The sequence below is a fragment of the Pseudoalteromonas sp. SR43-2 genome, assembly GCF_014163885.1.
In the GTDB taxonomy this organism is placed as follows: domain Bacteria; phylum Pseudomonadota; class Gammaproteobacteria; order Enterobacterales; family Alteromonadaceae; genus Pseudoalteromonas; species Pseudoalteromonas distincta.
In genome coordinates this window covers 112,456-128,751 of the sequence record NZ_JACJED010000001.1, presented here as the reverse complement: position 1 = coordinate 128,751, position 16,296 = coordinate 112,456, and the positions used below count along the sequence as shown (strand labels likewise).

The 16,296-nt window shown below is 38.7% G+C and carries 17 protein-coding genes; 9 read left to right on the top strand and 8 right to left on the bottom strand.

Annotated features, from left to right (window positions below):
- Positions 1-27 precede the first annotated feature (27 nt).
- A complete protein-coding gene (locus H5120_RS00680) occupies positions 28-2,022 on the bottom strand; it encodes an ATP-binding protein (RefSeq protein WP_058154162.1) in 1,995 nt (664 codons plus the stop codon).
- A 119-nt stretch (positions 2,023-2,141) separates the two neighbouring features.
- Positions 2,142-2,630 carry a GNAT family N-acetyltransferase gene (locus H5120_RS00675; protein ID WP_058154161.1) on the bottom strand — a complete coding sequence of 163 codons (489 nt, stop codon included), beginning with the start codon at positions 2,628-2,630 and terminating at the stop codon, positions 2,142-2,144.
- Positions 2,631-2,711: 81 nt separating this feature from the next.
- On the opposite strand from H5120_RS00675, the gene H5120_RS00670 reads away from it, so the two are divergent.
- The 6 genes from H5120_RS00670 (at position 2,712) to H5120_RS00645 (ending at position 8,168) form a co-directional block, all read left to right on the top strand.
- Positions 2,712-3,287, top strand: coding sequence for a glutathione peroxidase (locus H5120_RS00670; RefSeq protein WP_002958010.1), 576 nt, complete (start codon positions 2,712-2,714; stop codon positions 3,285-3,287).
- An 86-nt stretch (positions 3,288-3,373) separates the two neighbouring features.
- Positions 3,374-3,655: a peptidylprolyl isomerase gene (locus H5120_RS00665; protein WP_002958009.1), complete on the top strand. Its 282-nt coding sequence runs from the start codon at positions 3,374-3,376 to the stop codon at positions 3,653-3,655.
- 64 nt (positions 3,656-3,719) lie between these two features.
- Positions 3,720-4,298 carry a glutathione S-transferase family protein gene (locus H5120_RS00660; protein ID WP_024605976.1) on the top strand — a complete coding sequence of 193 codons (579 nt, stop codon included), beginning with the start codon at positions 3,720-3,722 and terminating at the stop codon, positions 4,296-4,298.
- Between the two features lie 17 nt (positions 4,299-4,315).
- Positions 4,316-4,666 carry a DUF2750 domain-containing protein gene (locus H5120_RS00655; protein WP_002958007.1) on the top strand — a complete coding sequence of 117 codons (351 nt, stop codon included), beginning with the start codon at positions 4,316-4,318 and terminating at the stop codon, positions 4,664-4,666.
- A gap of 99 nt (positions 4,667-4,765) precedes the next feature.
- The gene (locus H5120_RS00650) at positions 4,766-5,446 is read left to right on the top strand and encodes a hypothetical protein (RefSeq protein WP_182673276.1); all 681 of its coding nucleotides are present in this window, start codon (positions 4,766-4,768) and stop codon (positions 5,444-5,446) included.
- A 148-nt stretch (positions 5,447-5,594) separates the two neighbouring features.
- A complete protein-coding gene (locus H5120_RS00645; protein WP_182673275.1) occupies positions 5,595-8,168 on the top strand; it encodes a M1 family metallopeptidase in 2,574 nt (857 codons plus the stop codon).
- A 77-nt stretch (positions 8,169-8,245) separates the two neighbouring features.
- Here the strand turns inward: H5120_RS00645 and H5120_RS00640 are convergent, their stop codons facing one another.
- On the bottom strand, positions 8,246-8,611 hold the full coding sequence (locus H5120_RS00640; RefSeq protein WP_007376965.1) for a hypothetical protein: 366 nt from the start codon (positions 8,609-8,611) through the stop codon (positions 8,246-8,248).
- A 75-nt stretch (positions 8,612-8,686) separates the two neighbouring features.
- Positions 8,687-9,562 carry a hypothetical protein gene (locus H5120_RS00635; RefSeq protein WP_182673274.1) on the bottom strand — a complete coding sequence of 292 codons (876 nt, stop codon included), beginning with the start codon at positions 9,560-9,562 and terminating at the stop codon, positions 8,687-8,689.
- Between the two features lie 157 nt (positions 9,563-9,719).
- On the opposite strand from H5120_RS00635, the gene H5120_RS00630 reads away from it, so the two are divergent.
- The 3 genes from H5120_RS00630 to yjjG all read left to right on the top strand — a co-directional run bounded on the left by H5120_RS00630 (position 9,720) and on the right by yjjG (position 11,916).
- Complete coding sequence (locus H5120_RS00630) at positions 9,720-10,619, top strand: phosphoribulokinase (protein WP_002958002.1); 900 nt, start codon at positions 9,720-9,722, stop codon at positions 10,617-10,619.
- A gap of 63 nt (positions 10,620-10,682) precedes the next feature.
- Complete coding sequence (gene yjjX, locus H5120_RS00625; RefSeq protein ID WP_182673273.1) at positions 10,683-11,228, top strand: inosine/xanthosine triphosphatase; 546 nt, start codon at positions 10,683-10,685, stop codon at positions 11,226-11,228.
- Positions 11,229-11,241: 13 nt separating this feature from the next.
- The gene (yjjG, locus tag H5120_RS00620; protein ID WP_002958000.1) at positions 11,242-11,916 is read left to right on the top strand and encodes a pyrimidine 5'-nucleotidase; all 675 of its coding nucleotides are present in this window, start codon (positions 11,242-11,244) and stop codon (positions 11,914-11,916) included.
- A gap of 81 nt (positions 11,917-11,997) precedes the next feature.
- Here yjjG and lpxC read toward each other — a convergent pair whose 3' ends face one another.
- From lpxC to H5120_RS00600, 4 genes are all read right to left on the bottom strand, one after another.
- The gene (lpxC, locus tag H5120_RS00615; RefSeq protein WP_002957999.1) at positions 11,998-12,909 is read right to left on the bottom strand and encodes a UDP-3-O-acyl-N-acetylglucosamine deacetylase; all 912 of its coding nucleotides are present in this window, start codon (positions 12,907-12,909) and stop codon (positions 11,998-12,000) included.
- Between the two features lie 106 nt (positions 12,910-13,015).
- Positions 13,016-14,260: a cell division protein FtsZ gene (ftsZ, locus tag H5120_RS00610; protein WP_002957998.1), complete on the bottom strand. Its 1,245-nt coding sequence runs from the start codon at positions 14,258-14,260 to the stop codon at positions 13,016-13,018.
- 21 nt (positions 14,261-14,281) lie between these two features.
- The gene (gene ftsA / locus H5120_RS00605; RefSeq protein WP_007582937.1) at positions 14,282-15,514 is read right to left on the bottom strand and encodes a cell division protein FtsA; all 1,233 of its coding nucleotides are present in this window, start codon (positions 15,512-15,514) and stop codon (positions 14,282-14,284) included.
- The gene (locus tag H5120_RS00600; RefSeq protein WP_002957996.1) at positions 15,511-16,296 is read right to left on the bottom strand and encodes a cell division protein FtsQ/DivIB; all 786 of its coding nucleotides are present in this window, start codon (positions 16,294-16,296) and stop codon (positions 15,511-15,513) included. Before H5120_RS00600 ends, ftsA begins: the two co-directional genes overlap by 4 nt.

Sequence of the window (16,296 nt, the reverse complement as noted above, 5' to 3'; positions counted from 1 at the left end):
AAAGTTACTTGGTATGCCAAAAAACAATTAATTAGTGTGTTGTATTAACTGATCTTCAGCTAAATGCTCGTCTAAGTTTATTTCTAATGGCACTTGTATAGATATAGTTGCACCACCATTTTCGTTGTTACGTGCAGTGATTTCACCTTGGTGTAAAGATACAAACTCTCTACACAATGCAAGGCCTAACCCTGTGCCACCAGCACCACTATTTGTTTTACTGCTTTGCACAAACTTAGTAAAAATATGCTCCAACTCATCTTCTGGTATACCGACCCCATTATCGGTAACCTCTATAGTAGCAAGCTTATTATCTGACTCTAAATTTACCCGTATTTTACTTTTAGGTTCGCTAAATTTAAGTGCGTTACCTAGTACGTTTCGAAGTAACTGGTTTATTTGCTCTTCATCACATTGTGCAATTACAGGTAATGGCTGTGCGGTAAATATAATCTCAATTTCTTTTTCCATTGCCGTACCAGACACATCATCAATACTTGTTTTAATAATATTCGCTAAATTATAGGGACGAGGGTTAAATGGAAACTTGCCTACATCTAGCTTAGATAGGTCGAGTAAATTATTTAGTAACGACAGTAAACGCTCACCACTACTCTCTATTCGCGATAAGTACTTAATGAGTTTTTCTTTTGCAAAATCTCCAGCTTCTAATTTACTTAAACCAAAACGAGAAAAGCTTAAAATAGAGTGCATAGGTGTTCGAAGTTCATGCGACATGTTTGCTAAAAATTCTGATTTACTTAAGTTTGCAGCCTCAGCCACATTTTTAGCATGCTCGAGTTGTGAAGTACGTGCTCTTACTTGCTCTTCAAGAACATCTTTTGCTTCAAGTAATAAATCCTCTTTTTGCTTAAGATGGGTTACATTTTTAAATATGACCGCAAGTGCTATTTCGCCATGGTGATCTATCTCATTAAAAGAGCCAACCAAGGGTATATAACCTCCCGCTGTTTTAGATAAACGTAAATCGCAGCTAAATTGTCGATTACTATTTAATGTCGAAATCTTATCTTTAATACCTAAAATTGAATCATCATCTAAAAAATCAAATACTGATTTACCTTCGAGTTCATTAAACGGTAAGTTAAATAGTCTCAAGCAAGCATCATTAGCTTCTATCACTCTACCGCATTTCTCAAACAACATAATTGCATCGGGCGTATGCTTATAAATAACCTGAAGTAGGCTGTCTTTTTCAATCAGGGCATCAACTGTATCTTGTAGCCTTTCGACAAGTTCTGCGTTATGGCGTTTTAATAGCTCTGTTTGCCACAGTTTATGTATTGATTGTAATAATGAGCTGTCGTTCAATGGCTTAATAAGTACGTCTTCTACACCTTGACGAATAGCTTCAATCATTGAAACTTGATCGGGACGTGAGGTAAATAATAAGCAACGGCAATGTGGTTGCATTATTTTTAAGTTTGAAAAAATTTCTAAACCGGTTCCGTCATCTAAAATAAAATCGCTTATCAGTATATCGATTTGCTTTTCTTTCGTAATTTCTAAAGCTTCTGCAGAGGTGGTTGCTGTATGGGTCTCGATATGAGCACCGATTAAGCTATTTTTCATTTTTTCGAGACGCTCAGGAACATGATCGACGAGTAAAATAGCGGGTAATTGCAAAATATGATTAGAGCCTAATTCTAGTAGGCTCTCTAAAAGAGAAGTAATTTCTTTATTAGAAAAAAATGGATATATCACGGTTGCGTCAGGCGCAACATGATTTAGCTCACTAAACGCAGTTAGTTGCTCACCACTTTGTGCTTTTGGAGCAAGCAGCATAAAACGCTCTTGCGCTACTTCGCTTACAAGCGGTTTTATAGAATCAACAGGCACACCATTGGCAACAACAACTAAGTCGTAGTCGCCTATATTGGTATACATGTCTAGCATGCTGAAATGAATTAATTCGACTTCACATCCTATTAATTCTAAAAGCACTTTCACACGCATTGCGATGACACTGCTACTATCAACAATTAATATTTTTCGAATCATCAAGCTACACTTCAAATTAATAAACTTAATATGTTAATAGCGTAGACTATTTTTATTTAATTGGCATAAACCCTTCGTCTTATTTTGTAAAAAAATATTACAACATTATGAAAAATAATTTATTCCAGATGTTTTCCAAAAATAGTAAGGCTATACGCCTTATCATCCATTATGGCAACGCTTGGCAACTCACCCCATATTGCAAAATCAAAATGCTTAAACAATTTAACACTCGGTAAGTTATGACTAAAAATAAAACCAAGCAATACTTTAATATTTAATTGCTTAGCTTGTGTTTGAGCAAATATCATTAGCTTTTTACCAAGCCCTTTACCTTGTGCTTTACGGGTAATGTAAATGCTCATCTCTACTGTGCCATCGTAAGCAGGACGCCCATAAAACGATTTATAACTTACCCAAGCAAGTACTTGGTTATTTTCGCAGTAAACATAAATAGGCCTTTTATCGTTATGGCTATTAAACCAGTCACGCTTTTCGTCAACAGTAACTTCTTGCGTATCTGCAGTTACCATTCGCCCTGCAATGGTTTCGTTATAAATGGCTACAATTTCACTAAGATCGTCAATAGTTGCTAAACGGGTTGTCATAGGTCATTCAAAGGTTGATCAATTTGTTTCATATTAGCGTATGATTATCCAATCAAACAATTGAAAAGTTTAGGTAATGTAATGCTAAAAAAAATTATAATAGGATTAATGGCTTTATTTATTAATGCCCCACTCCACGCTGAAACATCATCAACTATAAACCAAACCTCTACCCAAGACTGTCAAGATTTTACCAATGTCGATATTCGAAAGCTGCGCTCAAAAGAATCTATTAATTTATGCCAATTTAAAAATAAGCCTTTATTAATAGTAAACACGGCAAGCAACTGCGGTTTTACACCCCAATTTAAAGGCCTTGAAGCGCTATATCAGCGATACAAAGAACAAGGTTTAGTCGTATTAGGCTTCCCTTCTGATGATTTTTTTCAAGAAGAGGATAGTGAAAAAGAAACTGCAAAAGTATGCTTTGTAAATTATGGTGTAACCTTCCCTATGTTTGCTACAAGCGAAGTGCGTGGTAGTAAAGCGAATCCAATTTTTAAATATTTGAATGAGCAAACTAGCTCTCCAAATTGGAACTTTTATAAGTATTTAGTGTCTGCTGATCGTGAGACGGTTTTACGGTTTAACAGCAAAGCAGCACCTGATTCAGAACAAATGATTGCTGCAATTGAAACTGTGCTTTCTGATAAATAAGTTTATACTGGTACAATTAGTTCAAACTAACTAGAATGATATTTTAATTCGGTTAAAAAAACACCACACTATACTCGGGAGATTTTATGACAGTAGCAAGCGCACGACATATACTTGTAGACAGTGAAGCACAATGCTTAGACTTAAAAACAAAAATTGAGCAAGGCGAAGACTTTGCTGAATTAGCCAAAGCGCATTCAAACTGCCCATCAGGTCAAGATGGCGGTGCTCTTGGTGAGTTTGGTCCTGGTATGATGGTTCCAGAGTTTGATAAAGTTGTGTTTTCAGCTCCAATTAACCAAGTACAAGGCCCTGTGCAAACTCAATTTGGTTATCATTTACTTGAAGTTACTAGCCGTTCAGAATAAATTTAACTGTATCGTAAGTAACGTTTTATAAAAGCCGCTTATGCGGCTTTTTTATGGAGTAATTATGCAATTAATTGGTTCTGTACCTTCACCTTACGTGCGCCGAATTAGAATTTGGGCACAACAAAACAACTGTAAACTAGAGCTTGTGAGTCTTGATATATTTTCTGAGCAAGATCGCCCTACTATGGCCAGTAAAAATCCAGCTCGAAAGATTCCCATTCTGGTAGATGGCGACTTAACACTTAGTGACTCTAATTCTATATTGCGCTATTTACTTGAAAAAACAGGGCAACCAAAACTAACGTGGCCGCAAGAGCACTTACTTACGACTATAAATGCCTGTAACGATTCGCTAGTAGAAATGCTGCTATGTGAACGCTCTGGATTTGACACCAAAAGCGATAAACTCTTTTTTAATTTGCAAAACGAACGAATTGAACAAACATTAAGCTTTTTAAATACCCATTTAAGCGATGAAGAATTTAAAAGCTGTGAATACCTCAACATCAGTTTATACTGCCTGCTTGATTGGATTTGCTTTCGTGAATTAACTGACTTTAGTCAGTATTCAGAGCTTGTTGCTTTTCATAAGCAATATGGCAAGCGTCAAGCAGCAATAGATACTAATCCTCGTCACTAATTTAAAAAGGTAAACACATGAGCGATATCGAAATTGAATCACAACTAGTTAACTTTGTAGAAAAAGTACGTGTTAGCGAAGTAATTTGGGCACTTGGTGCAGAAGATAATGGCTTTGTAGTGTGCGATTCTAACCAATTTGACGAAACTGACGTACTACTGCTTTGGGAAAGTGAAGAAGCAGCTAAAGCGCAATGTAAAGAAGAGTGGAAAGACTACAGCCCTGTAGAAATAAATCTTGATGAATTTTTAGATGCATGGGTTGAAGATTTAAATGAAGATAACGCACTTGTTGGCATTAACTGGAATGATGACCAAGTATGTACAGAGATTGAACCTACTGGTTTAGCTCGCGCATTAAGTGAGTAATACTTTATACGCTTTATTTTAAGAGCGGATAAAACCCGACTAGCATCTACTGCTAGTTGGGTATAAAATAAAACACATCATTATTTTCAAGGTATTACGTTGAAAACCCATCTTGGTCGCCGGCCCTTTTCAGCCATGGAACTGCACACTCTTTATAATGGATATATATACGGTGATTTTAAAGTTGCACGTGAGCAACCAAAACACTGGCATTTTTGGCTTCCTCTAATTGCATATTACAGTGGTGCATATAGCGATGAAATTGGCTATCTAACGCTTGATGATCTGTTTCTTGAGAAAGATGTCTTATGTTTTAATTTTCATACTCACGGTAAGATAAAACCTCGCTTAGTTCCAGTGCATCAGGCACTTATAGATGCCGGGTTTAATGAATATTTAGCATTCATAAAATCACAAAATCAACAACGATTAATGTTCGACTTACCCGCTAAAACTGGCAGATACAGTGAAAAAGTCCGTATTTGGTTTTCAGGTGAAGGTGAGCGAGCCGGCTATTTACAAAAATGTGATATACCAAACGTTGATCAACTCGGTATGAAAACAGCCATAAGCAGCCTTCGTCTTAACTTTGAGCAACAAGTGCGTATACATGCTCTGCAAGCCAACTCTAAAGACGCCTTTAATTACCTCATGGGATTTAACGAATACCCACATAATGAATTTAAGGACGTGCTTTTATTAGATAACGTGATCCAAAAAATACGTATTATTAACTCACACCTGCATTGGCAGCGTTTTATAACACGCGAAAGCCACTGACAAACTTTGTTACTATTTCCCCTTAAAGTCACCGTTATAATCAATTACTCTATTAAAAAAAACTGTTAGGATATCTAACCCCCTAATAATATGAGCATAAAAAAGCCTATTTAGGGTAGTTTCTAACAACAACAATCTAGGGATCACTATGTTTCTTAAAAGCCTCTTAACAGTGAGCGTTGCTTTGGCAATGGGTGCTGCAAACGCTAACGAATTCGTTATTGAAAAACTCGCAAAACCAAGTTCACAACAGGTATCGTTAACACTCGATCCGAGCCAAGATACATTCACAGGGATGACTGAGATTTCCCTAGAAGTACTAAAACCAACAAAATACATTGAATTAAATGGCGTAGCTTACGCTGTTAAAATGGCGCAACTGCTTGGCGACGAAAACTGTGACTTAAACAACGAAATGCTTAAAACAGGTAAAGTTAAATTTAGCTGTGATGAGCAAATCCAACCAGGTAAATACACCCTTAAAGTTGATTTTTCAGCGCCATATAACCGTCAAAGTGTTGGTTTATACAAAACGTTAGACCAAGGCACACCTTATTTATTTACTCAATTTGAAATGAGTGATGCACGCCGTGCATTTCCTGTTTTTGATGAGCCAAGTTACAAAATTCCATTTCAGTTAACGATTACTGCACCTACATCACAAAAAGTATATTCAAATACGCCAGAACTAAAAACAACGGTTGATGGCGATATGACCACACACTTTTTTGATAAAACGCCGCCAATTCCTTCATACTTAGTCGCGATGGCTGTTGGCCCGTTTGAAGAATTAGATATTAAAGGCATGCCAATTCCTGGTCGTGTAATTACCCCTCAAGGTAAAATCCACTTAGCCCAATACGCAAAAGAAAACATGCCAAAAGTACTGGGCGCACTTGAAGCGTATTTTGGTATTCCTTACGTTTACAAAAAATTAGACTCAGTAGCGGTACCAGAGTTTCCATTTGGCGCAATGGAAAACTCCGGCTTAGTAACCTACCGAGAAGATATTTTATTAGTTGATTTAGCTGCAGCAACACGCAGTAAAAAACAACGTAATGTATCAATTATTGCTCACGAACTTGCTCACCAATGGTACGGTAACTTAGTAACCATGAAATGGTGGAACGACTTATGGTTAAACGAAGCATTTGCTAGCTGGATGGCTGCAAAAATTACTAAGCAGCTTAACCCTGAGTTTGAATCGCACTTAGACCTGCCACAAAACAACGTAATGGCACTTGATGCACGCCTAAGCACCAAGCCTATTCGTAAGCCAATTAAAACCGAAGCCGACATTATGGACGGTTTAGGTCTTGCTTACAGTAAAGGCAGCTCAGTACTTGCTATGGTTGAAAACTGGATTGGCGAAGATGCATTTCAAAAAGGTATTCAAAGCTACTTAAAAGAGTTTTCATATAAAAATGCAGAAGCAGCCGACTTATGGGAAGCACTTGGTAAAGCGTCAAATAAAGACGTAGCGAGTGTTTTAAAATCGTTTATTGAGCAATCTTCTTTTCCACTAGTTAAAGTAACTCAACAAGGTAGCAAAGTAACTATTTCACAAAGCCGCTTTGCAAACGCAGGCGTTGATGCGCCAGAGCAGCTATGGAATGTACCTGTTGCAATTAAATATGGTGCTGGCGATAAAGTAAAAACAGCAAACGTATTACTTAATAAACAAAGCCAAACACTAGATTTAGACTTTGAACCAGAGTGGATTTATCCTGACCAAGGTGCATTAGGCTACTACCGCTGGGTAATGGATGATGCACAATTTAGCGCACTTGTTAAAAAGGCGCCAAGCGTACTGAGTGACCGTGAACGCTTAGCGTTACTATCTGCTACTGATGCGCTACTTGATGCTGGTGTTATATCTGCTGCTAAGTTAATGCAAACACTTGAAGTGTTCGTAAGCGATAGCCACCCTCGCGTAGCAAATACCGCACTAGGTTACTTAGTGTCGCAACAGCGCACTTTTAAAGACGATAGCAATAAAGACCTATGGCCTGAATTTATTCGCGGTGCAGTAACGCCTGCTGCTAAAAAATATGGTTTAGAAGCAAAAGCGGGTGAAGATGGTGCTATTGCACAACTTCGTGCAGCCGTTGTATCACGCTTAGGTTTTGATGGTGAAGATCAAAACGTCATCAATAAAGCCAAAGAACAAACGCAGGTTTATTTAAATGATCCACAAAAAGTAGACCCATACTTAGCGGGTACGTACTTAACTCTTGCTGCTTTTCATGGTGACAAAGCGCTGCTTGATCAATTCATGACAACGTTTAAAACGACTAAAGATCCGCAAGTACGCACAAACATGCTTGCAGCTATGGGCTTTTTTGGTAAACCTGAGTTACAAAAAGCGGTATTAGCTTATAGCTTAACGGATGAAGTAACGGCATCTGACATGCGTACTATTTTGTCAGGTCAAAGTTACACAGATGAGCGCCAAGCGTTATTTATTGATTGGGTTTACAGTAACTACGATAAAGTAACAGCAAGCTTACCGCCTTTCTTTATTCCTAACTTGCCGTACTTTACAACTGCAAGCTGTGATGCAGAAAGCTTAGCGACAACAAAAACCTTCTTTAACGAAAAAGTAGCTGATGTAGCTGGTTACGCTCGTACATTAAGTAAGCTTGAAGAAAGCACAAACGATTGTATCGCGCTTAAAACACGTGAACTTGAATCGGTTAATAGCTTTTTAAAAAGTAAGTAATTATTAGGTTTATTGAGCTATAAAAATACAAAAGCCGCTGAATATAAATTCAGCGGCTTTTTACTTTTTATATAAAATTAGTTGCCAATAATCATAGTTAGCTTGGCTATAAAATCTTTGGCTGCTTGCTCAGAGTTTATTTTAAACGCAACACCGTAGTGAATAGGTTGAGCGCTTTTAAAAATGCGCGTAGGAAAGCGTGTCATCTCACTGCTATGGAAGTACCCTTGCGCACGTGTTACGCCATCTATATCATTAAAATCATCGCTAAATACTTCAAATGCAGGGCGAATTACTATTTTACCCTTGCCGCTTTCGCTGTGGGTATAAAATGCTTCTTTAGAGTTTACTAACATGTACTCTGCAATATTTTTAATCTTAAAATTACTTCTGCACTGTAATTTAATGAGCTGTTCTGTCAGCTCGTCTGCACTATAAGCCACGTGTAATCCCTATTAGTTAATTTGCGCATTAGATTAACGCATACACACAATAAAATCTGAATTTATTTGTCTGCTTTACTTTGTTATATCACATACAAAAGCGAGTTTTTCATTGTTGTAACTCATTCTTGTTATATTTGTTTCGCAGTAGGTGCTTAAATTAAGCCATTGCGATACTTCATCACTTCCATCAAGTTTACGCTGATAAACGCGGTTTTTAATAGCATAAGCAATGGTCGCATTATCTTTTAAAATAAAATCTTGAACTTGAGCCGGTAACCTTAATAGGTCTTCAACTTGTTTATCTTGTGGATTAAAACTCGCTAAAATGTGTTGCTCGTTTTTAGTGTAACTAAATAAAAATGCAGCCATTGAGTTGTTATAAATAAGCGTTCGGCCAATATTACTGGCAGCTATTTCCCCCTTCGCTTGTGCAACAGAAGTATATTGAAGAGTGTGAGGCTTTCCTAAAATAAACATCACTAAATCATTTCCCCCCCCCCATGCATGGTATCCAACAGGTTCAATCCAATCAAAAATACGACTTGGCGCATCTTCATTTTTGAGTGGGTATTGCCACAATTTTTGCTTACCGTCAGCTTCTACAACAATCGCTGATATCGCATCACCACTTGGCATAACCGTTGGTGAATATTCGCTTACAGGAGAGTTAGTCATATTGGTAACTTTTTTTGATGTGAAATCATAATAAGCAATATCAGTTTGGCTTTGCACTTTATTAATTACTTCATGAGTAAAGTATAAACCTGTACTTGTTAAGTGCGGTTGGTTGTTATAACTATTTTTATCGCTAACTATACTAACTTGTACCCCGAAAGGTGTATTTAAATCAGCAAGTAATACTTGGCTTTTTGGCATGCTAGCCTGCACCACTATTGGGCTCAGCGCTGCTATAGAAAATAATCCAAGTAAAGGTTTAATAAGTTTCATGCTTTCTCTCGTTTTAATTTTAAGCACCTCATGATAACGTTATTTGCTGATGACGTCACTTGAGCTAAGTCAGTCAACTCTTAAGATACCCAAACGACTTAAAATAATGTTAAGTTTAGTCTGGTTATAAAACCTGGTCCTAAAAAAGAGAATTAACATGTCAGCTAAAAATCCTATTATTGCGATTACGGGTTCATCTGGTGCGGGTACAACCACCACAACGAATGCAATTAAACATATTTTCCGTAGCCTTAATATTCAAGCGGCTTTTGTCGAAGGAGATAGCTTTCATCGTTACACTCGCCCCGAAATGGATAAAAAAGTTCGAGAAGCACAACAAGAAGGTAAACATATTAGTTACTTTGGCAGAGAGGCCAATGACTTTGGCGCTTTAAAAACGCTGTTTGAAAACTATAGCGAAACAGGTCAAGGAAAGTTACGCCGCTACTTACATACCTTTGATGAAGCCGTTCCGTACAATCAATTACCTGGTACATTTACACCTTGGCAAGATCTTGACCATAATACTGACATTTTGTTTTATGAAGGGTTACACGGTGGTGTAGTTGATCAAGATGTAGACGTTGCAAAGCATGTCGATTTATTAATAGGCATGGTTCCAATTATTAACCTTGAATGGATTCAAAAATTAATACGCGATACATCCGAACGAGGCCATTCTCGCGAAGCGGTTATGGGCTCTATTGTGCGCAGTATGGATGACTATATAAATCATATTACCCCGCAGTTTTCTCGTACCCATATTAATTTTCAACGCGTGCCGACCGTTGATACATCAAACCCATTTAGCGCCAAAGATATTCCATCTCTTGATGAAAGCTTTGTAGTTATTCGCTTTAGGGGGATTGATGATGTTGATTTTCCTTATTATTTACGGATGATCGAAGGCAGTTTTATGTCTCGTATTAATACGCTTGTAGTACCAGGGGGCAAAATGGGCTTAGCTATGGAGCTGGTTCTTACTCCACTTATTAAAGATATTATTTTGAAAAAGCGTGCACTGGAAAACTTAGCACCTTTGGATATACCTATTTAACTCCTCTTCTAAGATTGAGCTCTCTCACGTACACTGCTGATTTTAGTAACAATAAGGGGCATTGTGTTGTACTCATTAAAAATTATTGTGGGTTCTAAAAACCCTGTCAAAATTAACGCGGCTAAACATATTTTTGCAATGTATTTCCCTGAACATGAAATTGATTGCCAAGGTGTTGATGCCCCATCCAATGTGCCAGATCAACCTATTGGCGAAGAAGAAACACGTGTTGGCGCACAAAACCGTGTTAATTATTGCAAAGAGCATTACCAAGCTCACTACTACGTGGCAATGGAAGGCGGTGCAGAGCAATTTAGCTATGGTGCAGCAACCTTTGCTTACGTAGTTATTGATAATGCCTTAAATCAGGTTGTAGGGCGCAGCAGCAATCTCCCCTTGCCTCATGTGCTTTATAACGCCTTACTTAATGGCGAAGAGCTTGGCGATGTAATGGACAAAGCATTTAATACCACCAACGTTAAACAAAAAGGGGGCGCTATTGGGTTACTTACAAACAATCACGCCACGCGCGAAAGCACCTATACACAAGCACTCACTTTAGCTATGGCACCTTTTCTACACGTAGATCTCTACAGCCAAACAAATTAATTTAGGAAGTTTAATGAAATACAACTATGTATTGTTTGATGCAGACGAAACCTTATTTAGGTTTGATATTTTAGCGGGCATGACTCGCATGTTTAAAGCTTACAACGTAGATTTTAGCCAAGACGATTATATTCATTATCAAAAAACCAATAAGCAGCTGTGGGTTGATTATCAAAATGGCACTATTAGCGCAGATTACTTACAAGTAACACGCTTTAATGAGTGGGCTTCAAAGCTTAATGTGCCCGCAAAAGAGCTAAACGATGCTTTTTTAGATGCTATGGCGCAAATTTGCGAGCCATTACCTGGTGCTATTGAGCTTTTAAATAAACTTAAGCCAAATGCTCGATTGGGTATTATTACTAACGGATTTGCCCGCTTACAAACCGTACGCCTTGAGCATACTGGCTTAAAAGATATGTTTGAATGGTTAGTAATATCTGAACTTGTGGGTATAGCAAAACCAAATAAAGCGATTTTTGAGCACACATTTGAGCTAATGGGTAACCCTGATAAAAGCGAGATACTTATGGTGGGTGATACTGCTGCAAGCGACATACTTGGCGGCAACAATGCAGGTATTGATACTTGCTGGTTACAACACCCTGGTGAGCAATTAGCCGAAGGAATAAAGCCAACTTATACAGTAACTCATTTAAATCAGTTACAAGATCTTTTAGAGTTGTAATAGAGTAAATTTTACGCAAAAAAAATGACGCTAATTAGCGTCATTTTTTATAACTGTTTGCGAGCTGTTCATTTGCTGCTTTTAGGCTGGAGCTAACTCAAGACCGGGTGCAGGCATCGTCACAGGCGTTTCAAATGTTGCCCACTCCCATGCTGACTCTGTAGCCATAATTTTACGAAGTAATTTGTTATTTAAATCATGACCCGATTTAAATGCAGTTACTTTACCTAAAAGATTATGACCTGTCATAAACATGTCACCAACACAGTCTAATATCTTGTGCTTAACAAACTCATCGCTATAACGTAAGCCATTAGGATTTAAAACTTTGAATTCATCAAGTACCACAGCACTATCCATGCTACCACCTAGCGCTAGGTTGTTTGCATGCATGTATTCAATATCTTTCATAAATCCAAAAGTACGCGCACGGCTAATTTCTTCAATAAAGCTTTGCGTTGTTATATCCAACCCAATACGTTGGCGACTTTCATTGATAGCTGGGTGGTTAAATGCAATCTCAAAGTCGATATGAAAACCATCATATGGTTCAACTTCAGCCCACTTACCATCTTCTTCAATGCGTACTTTTTCTTTAATACGGATAAAGCGTTTAGCAACGTTTTGTTCTTCAATTCCGCCTTTTTGTAACAGATATATGAATGGTAATGCACTACCATCCATAATCGGCACTTCTGAGCTGTCCAATTCTACAATTAGATTATCAATGCCCATTGCAGCAACAGCTGCAATAAGATGCTCAGTAGTTGATAAGCGAACACCATCTTTGTTAATTAAACAGGTACACAACTGCGTATCACCAACGGCTTCAGGTGTTGTTTCAAAATCAACAACCGGATCAAGGTCGACACGACGAAATACAATCCCAGTATTTGCGCTCGCAGGTCGGAGAGTTATTGTGACCTTCTCACCTTTATGAAGTCCAATTCCTATGGCTTTGACTACTTGTGCAATCGTACGCTGTTTAATCATAGGTATGCTCACTTTTAAATCAGTTACAGTTAGACGGCGGAGTTTAACATAAATCCTTTTGCCTTTCAATATTTGTACATATTTCAAACAAAAGTATTATTAAATGTTAATCTGCCTGCTTACGTAAAAAAGCGGGAATATCAAAATAATCACCACCTTCTGATTTATCTGCTTTTTTACTATTTTGCGCTGAAGAACTTGAACTACTTGAACTCGTTGAAGGCGCTTTTTCTTTGCTTTGCGCTTGCTCTTTAGTCGTATTTTCTTCAGTGTTTGTATCTTGGCTTGCAAAGCTTGGTACGTACATGCTGCTCGTTTGGTTTGATGTGCTTGCAACATCAGAACCTGATGCTTTTTTAAAGCCGTTATCAACAATACCAAACTGTGGACGACGATCGCCGCCTAAACCAGTTGCAACAACCGTTACACGTAGCTCATCAGTCATTTCTGGGTCGATTACCGCACCAACAACAACCGTTGCGTTTTCTGACGCAAGTGCTTTAACGTGATTACCAACAATTTCAAATTCTTCAATCGCAATGTCCATACCAGCGGTAATATTAACTAAGATACCTTTAGCACCTGTTAAATCAACGTCTTCTAGTAGTGGGCTTGAGATAGCGGCTTCTGCGGCTTCTTGTGCACGATCAGGACCTGACGCAGACGCCGTTCCCATCATTGCAGTACCCATTGCAGACATTACAGTTCTAACATCGGCGAAATCCACGTTAATTAAACCAGAACGTGTAATTAGCTCTGCTATACCTTGTACCGCACCAAATAATACGTCATTAGCTTTAGCGAAGGCATCTAGAAGTGTAGTCCCTTTACCTAAAACTTTAAGCAATTTATTGTTAGGAATTGTAATAAGTGAATCTACAATTTCTGACAATTCATTAATGCCTTGTTCAGCGGCTGCTGCACGTTTTTTACCTTCAAAATCAAAAGGACGTGTTACAACTGCAACAGTTAAAATACCGAGTTCTTTAGCAATTTTAGCAACTACCGGTGCTGCACCAGTACCTGTACCACCGCCCATACCGGCTGCAATAAATACCATATCGGCGCCTTCAAGGCTGGCACGAATTGTATCTGCATCTTCTTCAGCCGACTTACGGCCTACTTCAGGGTTTGCGCCCGCACCCAACCCAGAGGTTATTTGCGTGCCTAGTTGAACTGTAATATCGGCAGCAGAGTTACGTAATGCTTGCGCATCCGTATTAGCGGCTATAAAACGCACGCCTTCTATTTGTTGTTTTACCATGTGCTCAACAGCGTTACCGCCACCACCGCCCACGCCGATTACTTTTATTACAGCTTCTTCGCTGTGTTGTTCCATTATATCAAACATGTTTACTCTCCGACTTGAGTCTTAAAACTCGCCTTGGAACCATTTAGTAATGCGGTTCCACCAATTATTGTTATCCTCTGCTTTCGACTTTTGTGCATTCATCGATTGCATGGTACGCCCGTATTGTAACAAACCAACAGCGGTTGCGTACGAAGGATCATCTACATAGTCTGTCAAACCAACCATCCCGATTGGTTTGCCTATTCTTACTGGCATTTGGAAGATGTCTTCTGCCACTTCCATCGCGCCAGTCATTTTAGCAGTTCCGCCTGTTATAACGAGACCTGCCGCAATTTGGTCTTCTAAGCCTGAACGACGAATTTCTTCCATCGCAAGCTCAAATAATTCTCTAAAACGAGGCTCTACCACCTCAGATAATGTATGGCGCGACATTAATCTTGCTGGTCGTCCGCCTACACTTGGTACTTCAATTGTGTCTTCGCTACTTGCCATTTGGCTACTAGCACATGCGTATTGTACTTTGAGTGACTCTGCATGTGATATAGGTGTGCGAAATATTTTTGCAATATCACCAGTAACTTGGTTACCCGCTACAGGTATAACCGCAGAGTGACGAAGTGCGCCATTGATATAAATGGTGATATCCATAGTACCGCCACCAATATCAAGTACTGCAACACCTAGCTCTTTTTCGTCATCTGTTAGTACAGAATAGCAAGACGCAAGGGCAGTAAAGATAAGTTGATCGACTTCAAGACCACAGCGTTCTACACATTTTTCGATATTTTTTGCCATGTCGTTTGAGCACGTAATGATATGTGCACGCGCTTCCATACGAACGCCGCTCATGCCTAGTGGGTTTTTAATGCCCTCTTGCATATCGATGCTGTATTCTTGCGGCAATGCATGTAGCATTTTACGCTCTGCTGAAATAGGCACAGAACGCGCAATATGTATTACGTTTTCAATGTCTTCGTCAGTGACTTCGGTGTTATTAATTGCCACCACACCACTTTCGTTTTGACACTGTATATGTTTGCCAGAAATACCCAAATACACAGAGCTTATACGACAATCAGCCATTAACTCGGCCTCGTCTATTGCTCGTCGAATAGACTCAGACACTAAGTTTAAATCGTTAACGCCGCCTTTATCCATACCATGAGATACTTGGCTGCCCACACCAACAATGCTGAGCTTGTTATCTGCGGTGATTTCACCTACCGTGGCAACCACTTTCGAGGTGCCAACGTCTAATCCTATTACTAGGTTTCTTTCTGCTGACTTAGTCATGCCTTACTCTTATTTTGTAATTGTTCTTCTTGCATTGGCTTAAAGCTTACTGCAAGGCCGGTATCATACCGTAAATCGATTGTATCTACTTGTGCATCTGCACGTTGTTCCATTCGTGGATAAACGTCTATAAAACGTTGTACACGCTTGGCTTTATCTTTACGCCCTAAATTTAAGCGAATTCCGTTATCTAGCCAAAGTTGCCACGAAAAACGCTCCGATAATGCCAAACTTGTTAATGTTAAACCATTAACTCTGAGCATTTCATCAAATTGCTTAAAAGCAACCCACGCCTCTTCTTCGCTACCTTCTGGGCCATATAACTGCGGTAAGTTATCATCTAACTTATCGCTGCTGGCTTGAAATGCTTGGCCACTTTGGTTGAGCAACAAGTCGCTATTCCAGTGAGCAACTACTTCATGTTCAACTACATACACCTGTATAGTATCAGGCCATTGTTTACGTACCGAAGCGGTAGCAACCCAAGGCAAGTCTTGAACTAGCTGCTGCACGTGCTTAACATCAAGTTCAAAAAAACTACTTAAATCGGCTTTTTTAATTGCTTTTATAATTGCCGTTTCATCTGTGTATTTGGGATGCCCTTGCACTGTAAGGTGCTTAATTTGAGCATCTTTATTTTCAACTAACCAATCAGATACACCGGTGGTTATTTGTACTAAGCCTATAACCACAACCAGAAAAAAACTCACTCCAAAAATCAGCGACCAATTAAAGTTAAGTTGCTGTTTTAGTTGTTGAGCTTTTTCTAAAAGGGGATGCAT

Bases quoted from the DNA above. Each gene is read 5' to 3' on its own strand.
- H5120_RS00680 (WP_058154162.1), bottom strand. From the start codon at position 2,022: ATGATTCGAAAAATATTAATTGTTGATAGTAGCAGTGTCATCGCAATG.
- H5120_RS00675 (WP_058154161.1), bottom strand. From the start codon at position 2,630: ATGACAACCCGTTTAGCAACTATTGACGATCTTAGTGAAATTGTAGCC.
- H5120_RS00670 (WP_002958010.1), top strand. From the start codon at position 2,712: ATGCTAAAAAAAATTATAATAGGATTAATGGCTTTATTTATTAATGCC.
- H5120_RS00665 (WP_002958009.1), top strand. From the start codon at position 3,374: ATGACAGTAGCAAGCGCACGACATATACTTGTAGACAGTGAAGCACAA.
- H5120_RS00660 (WP_024605976.1), top strand. From the start codon at position 3,720: ATGCAATTAATTGGTTCTGTACCTTCACCTTACGTGCGCCGAATTAGA.
- H5120_RS00655 (WP_002958007.1), top strand. From the start codon at position 4,316: ATGAGCGATATCGAAATTGAATCACAACTAGTTAACTTTGTAGAAAAA.
- H5120_RS00645 (WP_182673275.1), top strand. From the start codon at position 5,595: ATGTTTCTTAAAAGCCTCTTAACAGTGAGCGTTGCTTTGGCAATGGGT.
- H5120_RS00635 (WP_182673274.1), bottom strand. From the start codon at position 9,562: ATGAAACTTATTAAACCTTTACTTGGATTATTTTCTATAGCAGCGCTG.
- H5120_RS00630 (WP_002958002.1), top strand. From the start codon at position 9,720: ATGTCAGCTAAAAATCCTATTATTGCGATTACGGGTTCATCTGGTGCG.
- yjjG (WP_002958000.1), top strand. From the start codon at position 11,242: ATGAAATACAACTATGTATTGTTTGATGCAGACGAAACCTTATTTAGG.
- lpxC (WP_002957999.1), bottom strand. From the start codon at position 12,909: ATGATTAAACAGCGTACGATTGCACAAGTAGTCAAAGCCATAGGAATT.
- ftsZ (WP_002957998.1), bottom strand. From the start codon at position 14,260: ATGTTTGATATAATGGAACAACACAGCGAAGAAGCTGTAATAAAAGTA.
- ftsA (WP_007582937.1), bottom strand. From the start codon at position 15,514: ATGACTAAGTCAGCAGAAAGAAACCTAGTAATAGGATTAGACGTTGGC.
- H5120_RS00600 (WP_002957996.1), bottom strand. From the start codon at position 16,296: ATGCATCCCCTTTTAGAAAAAGCTCAACAACTAAAACAGCAACTTAAC.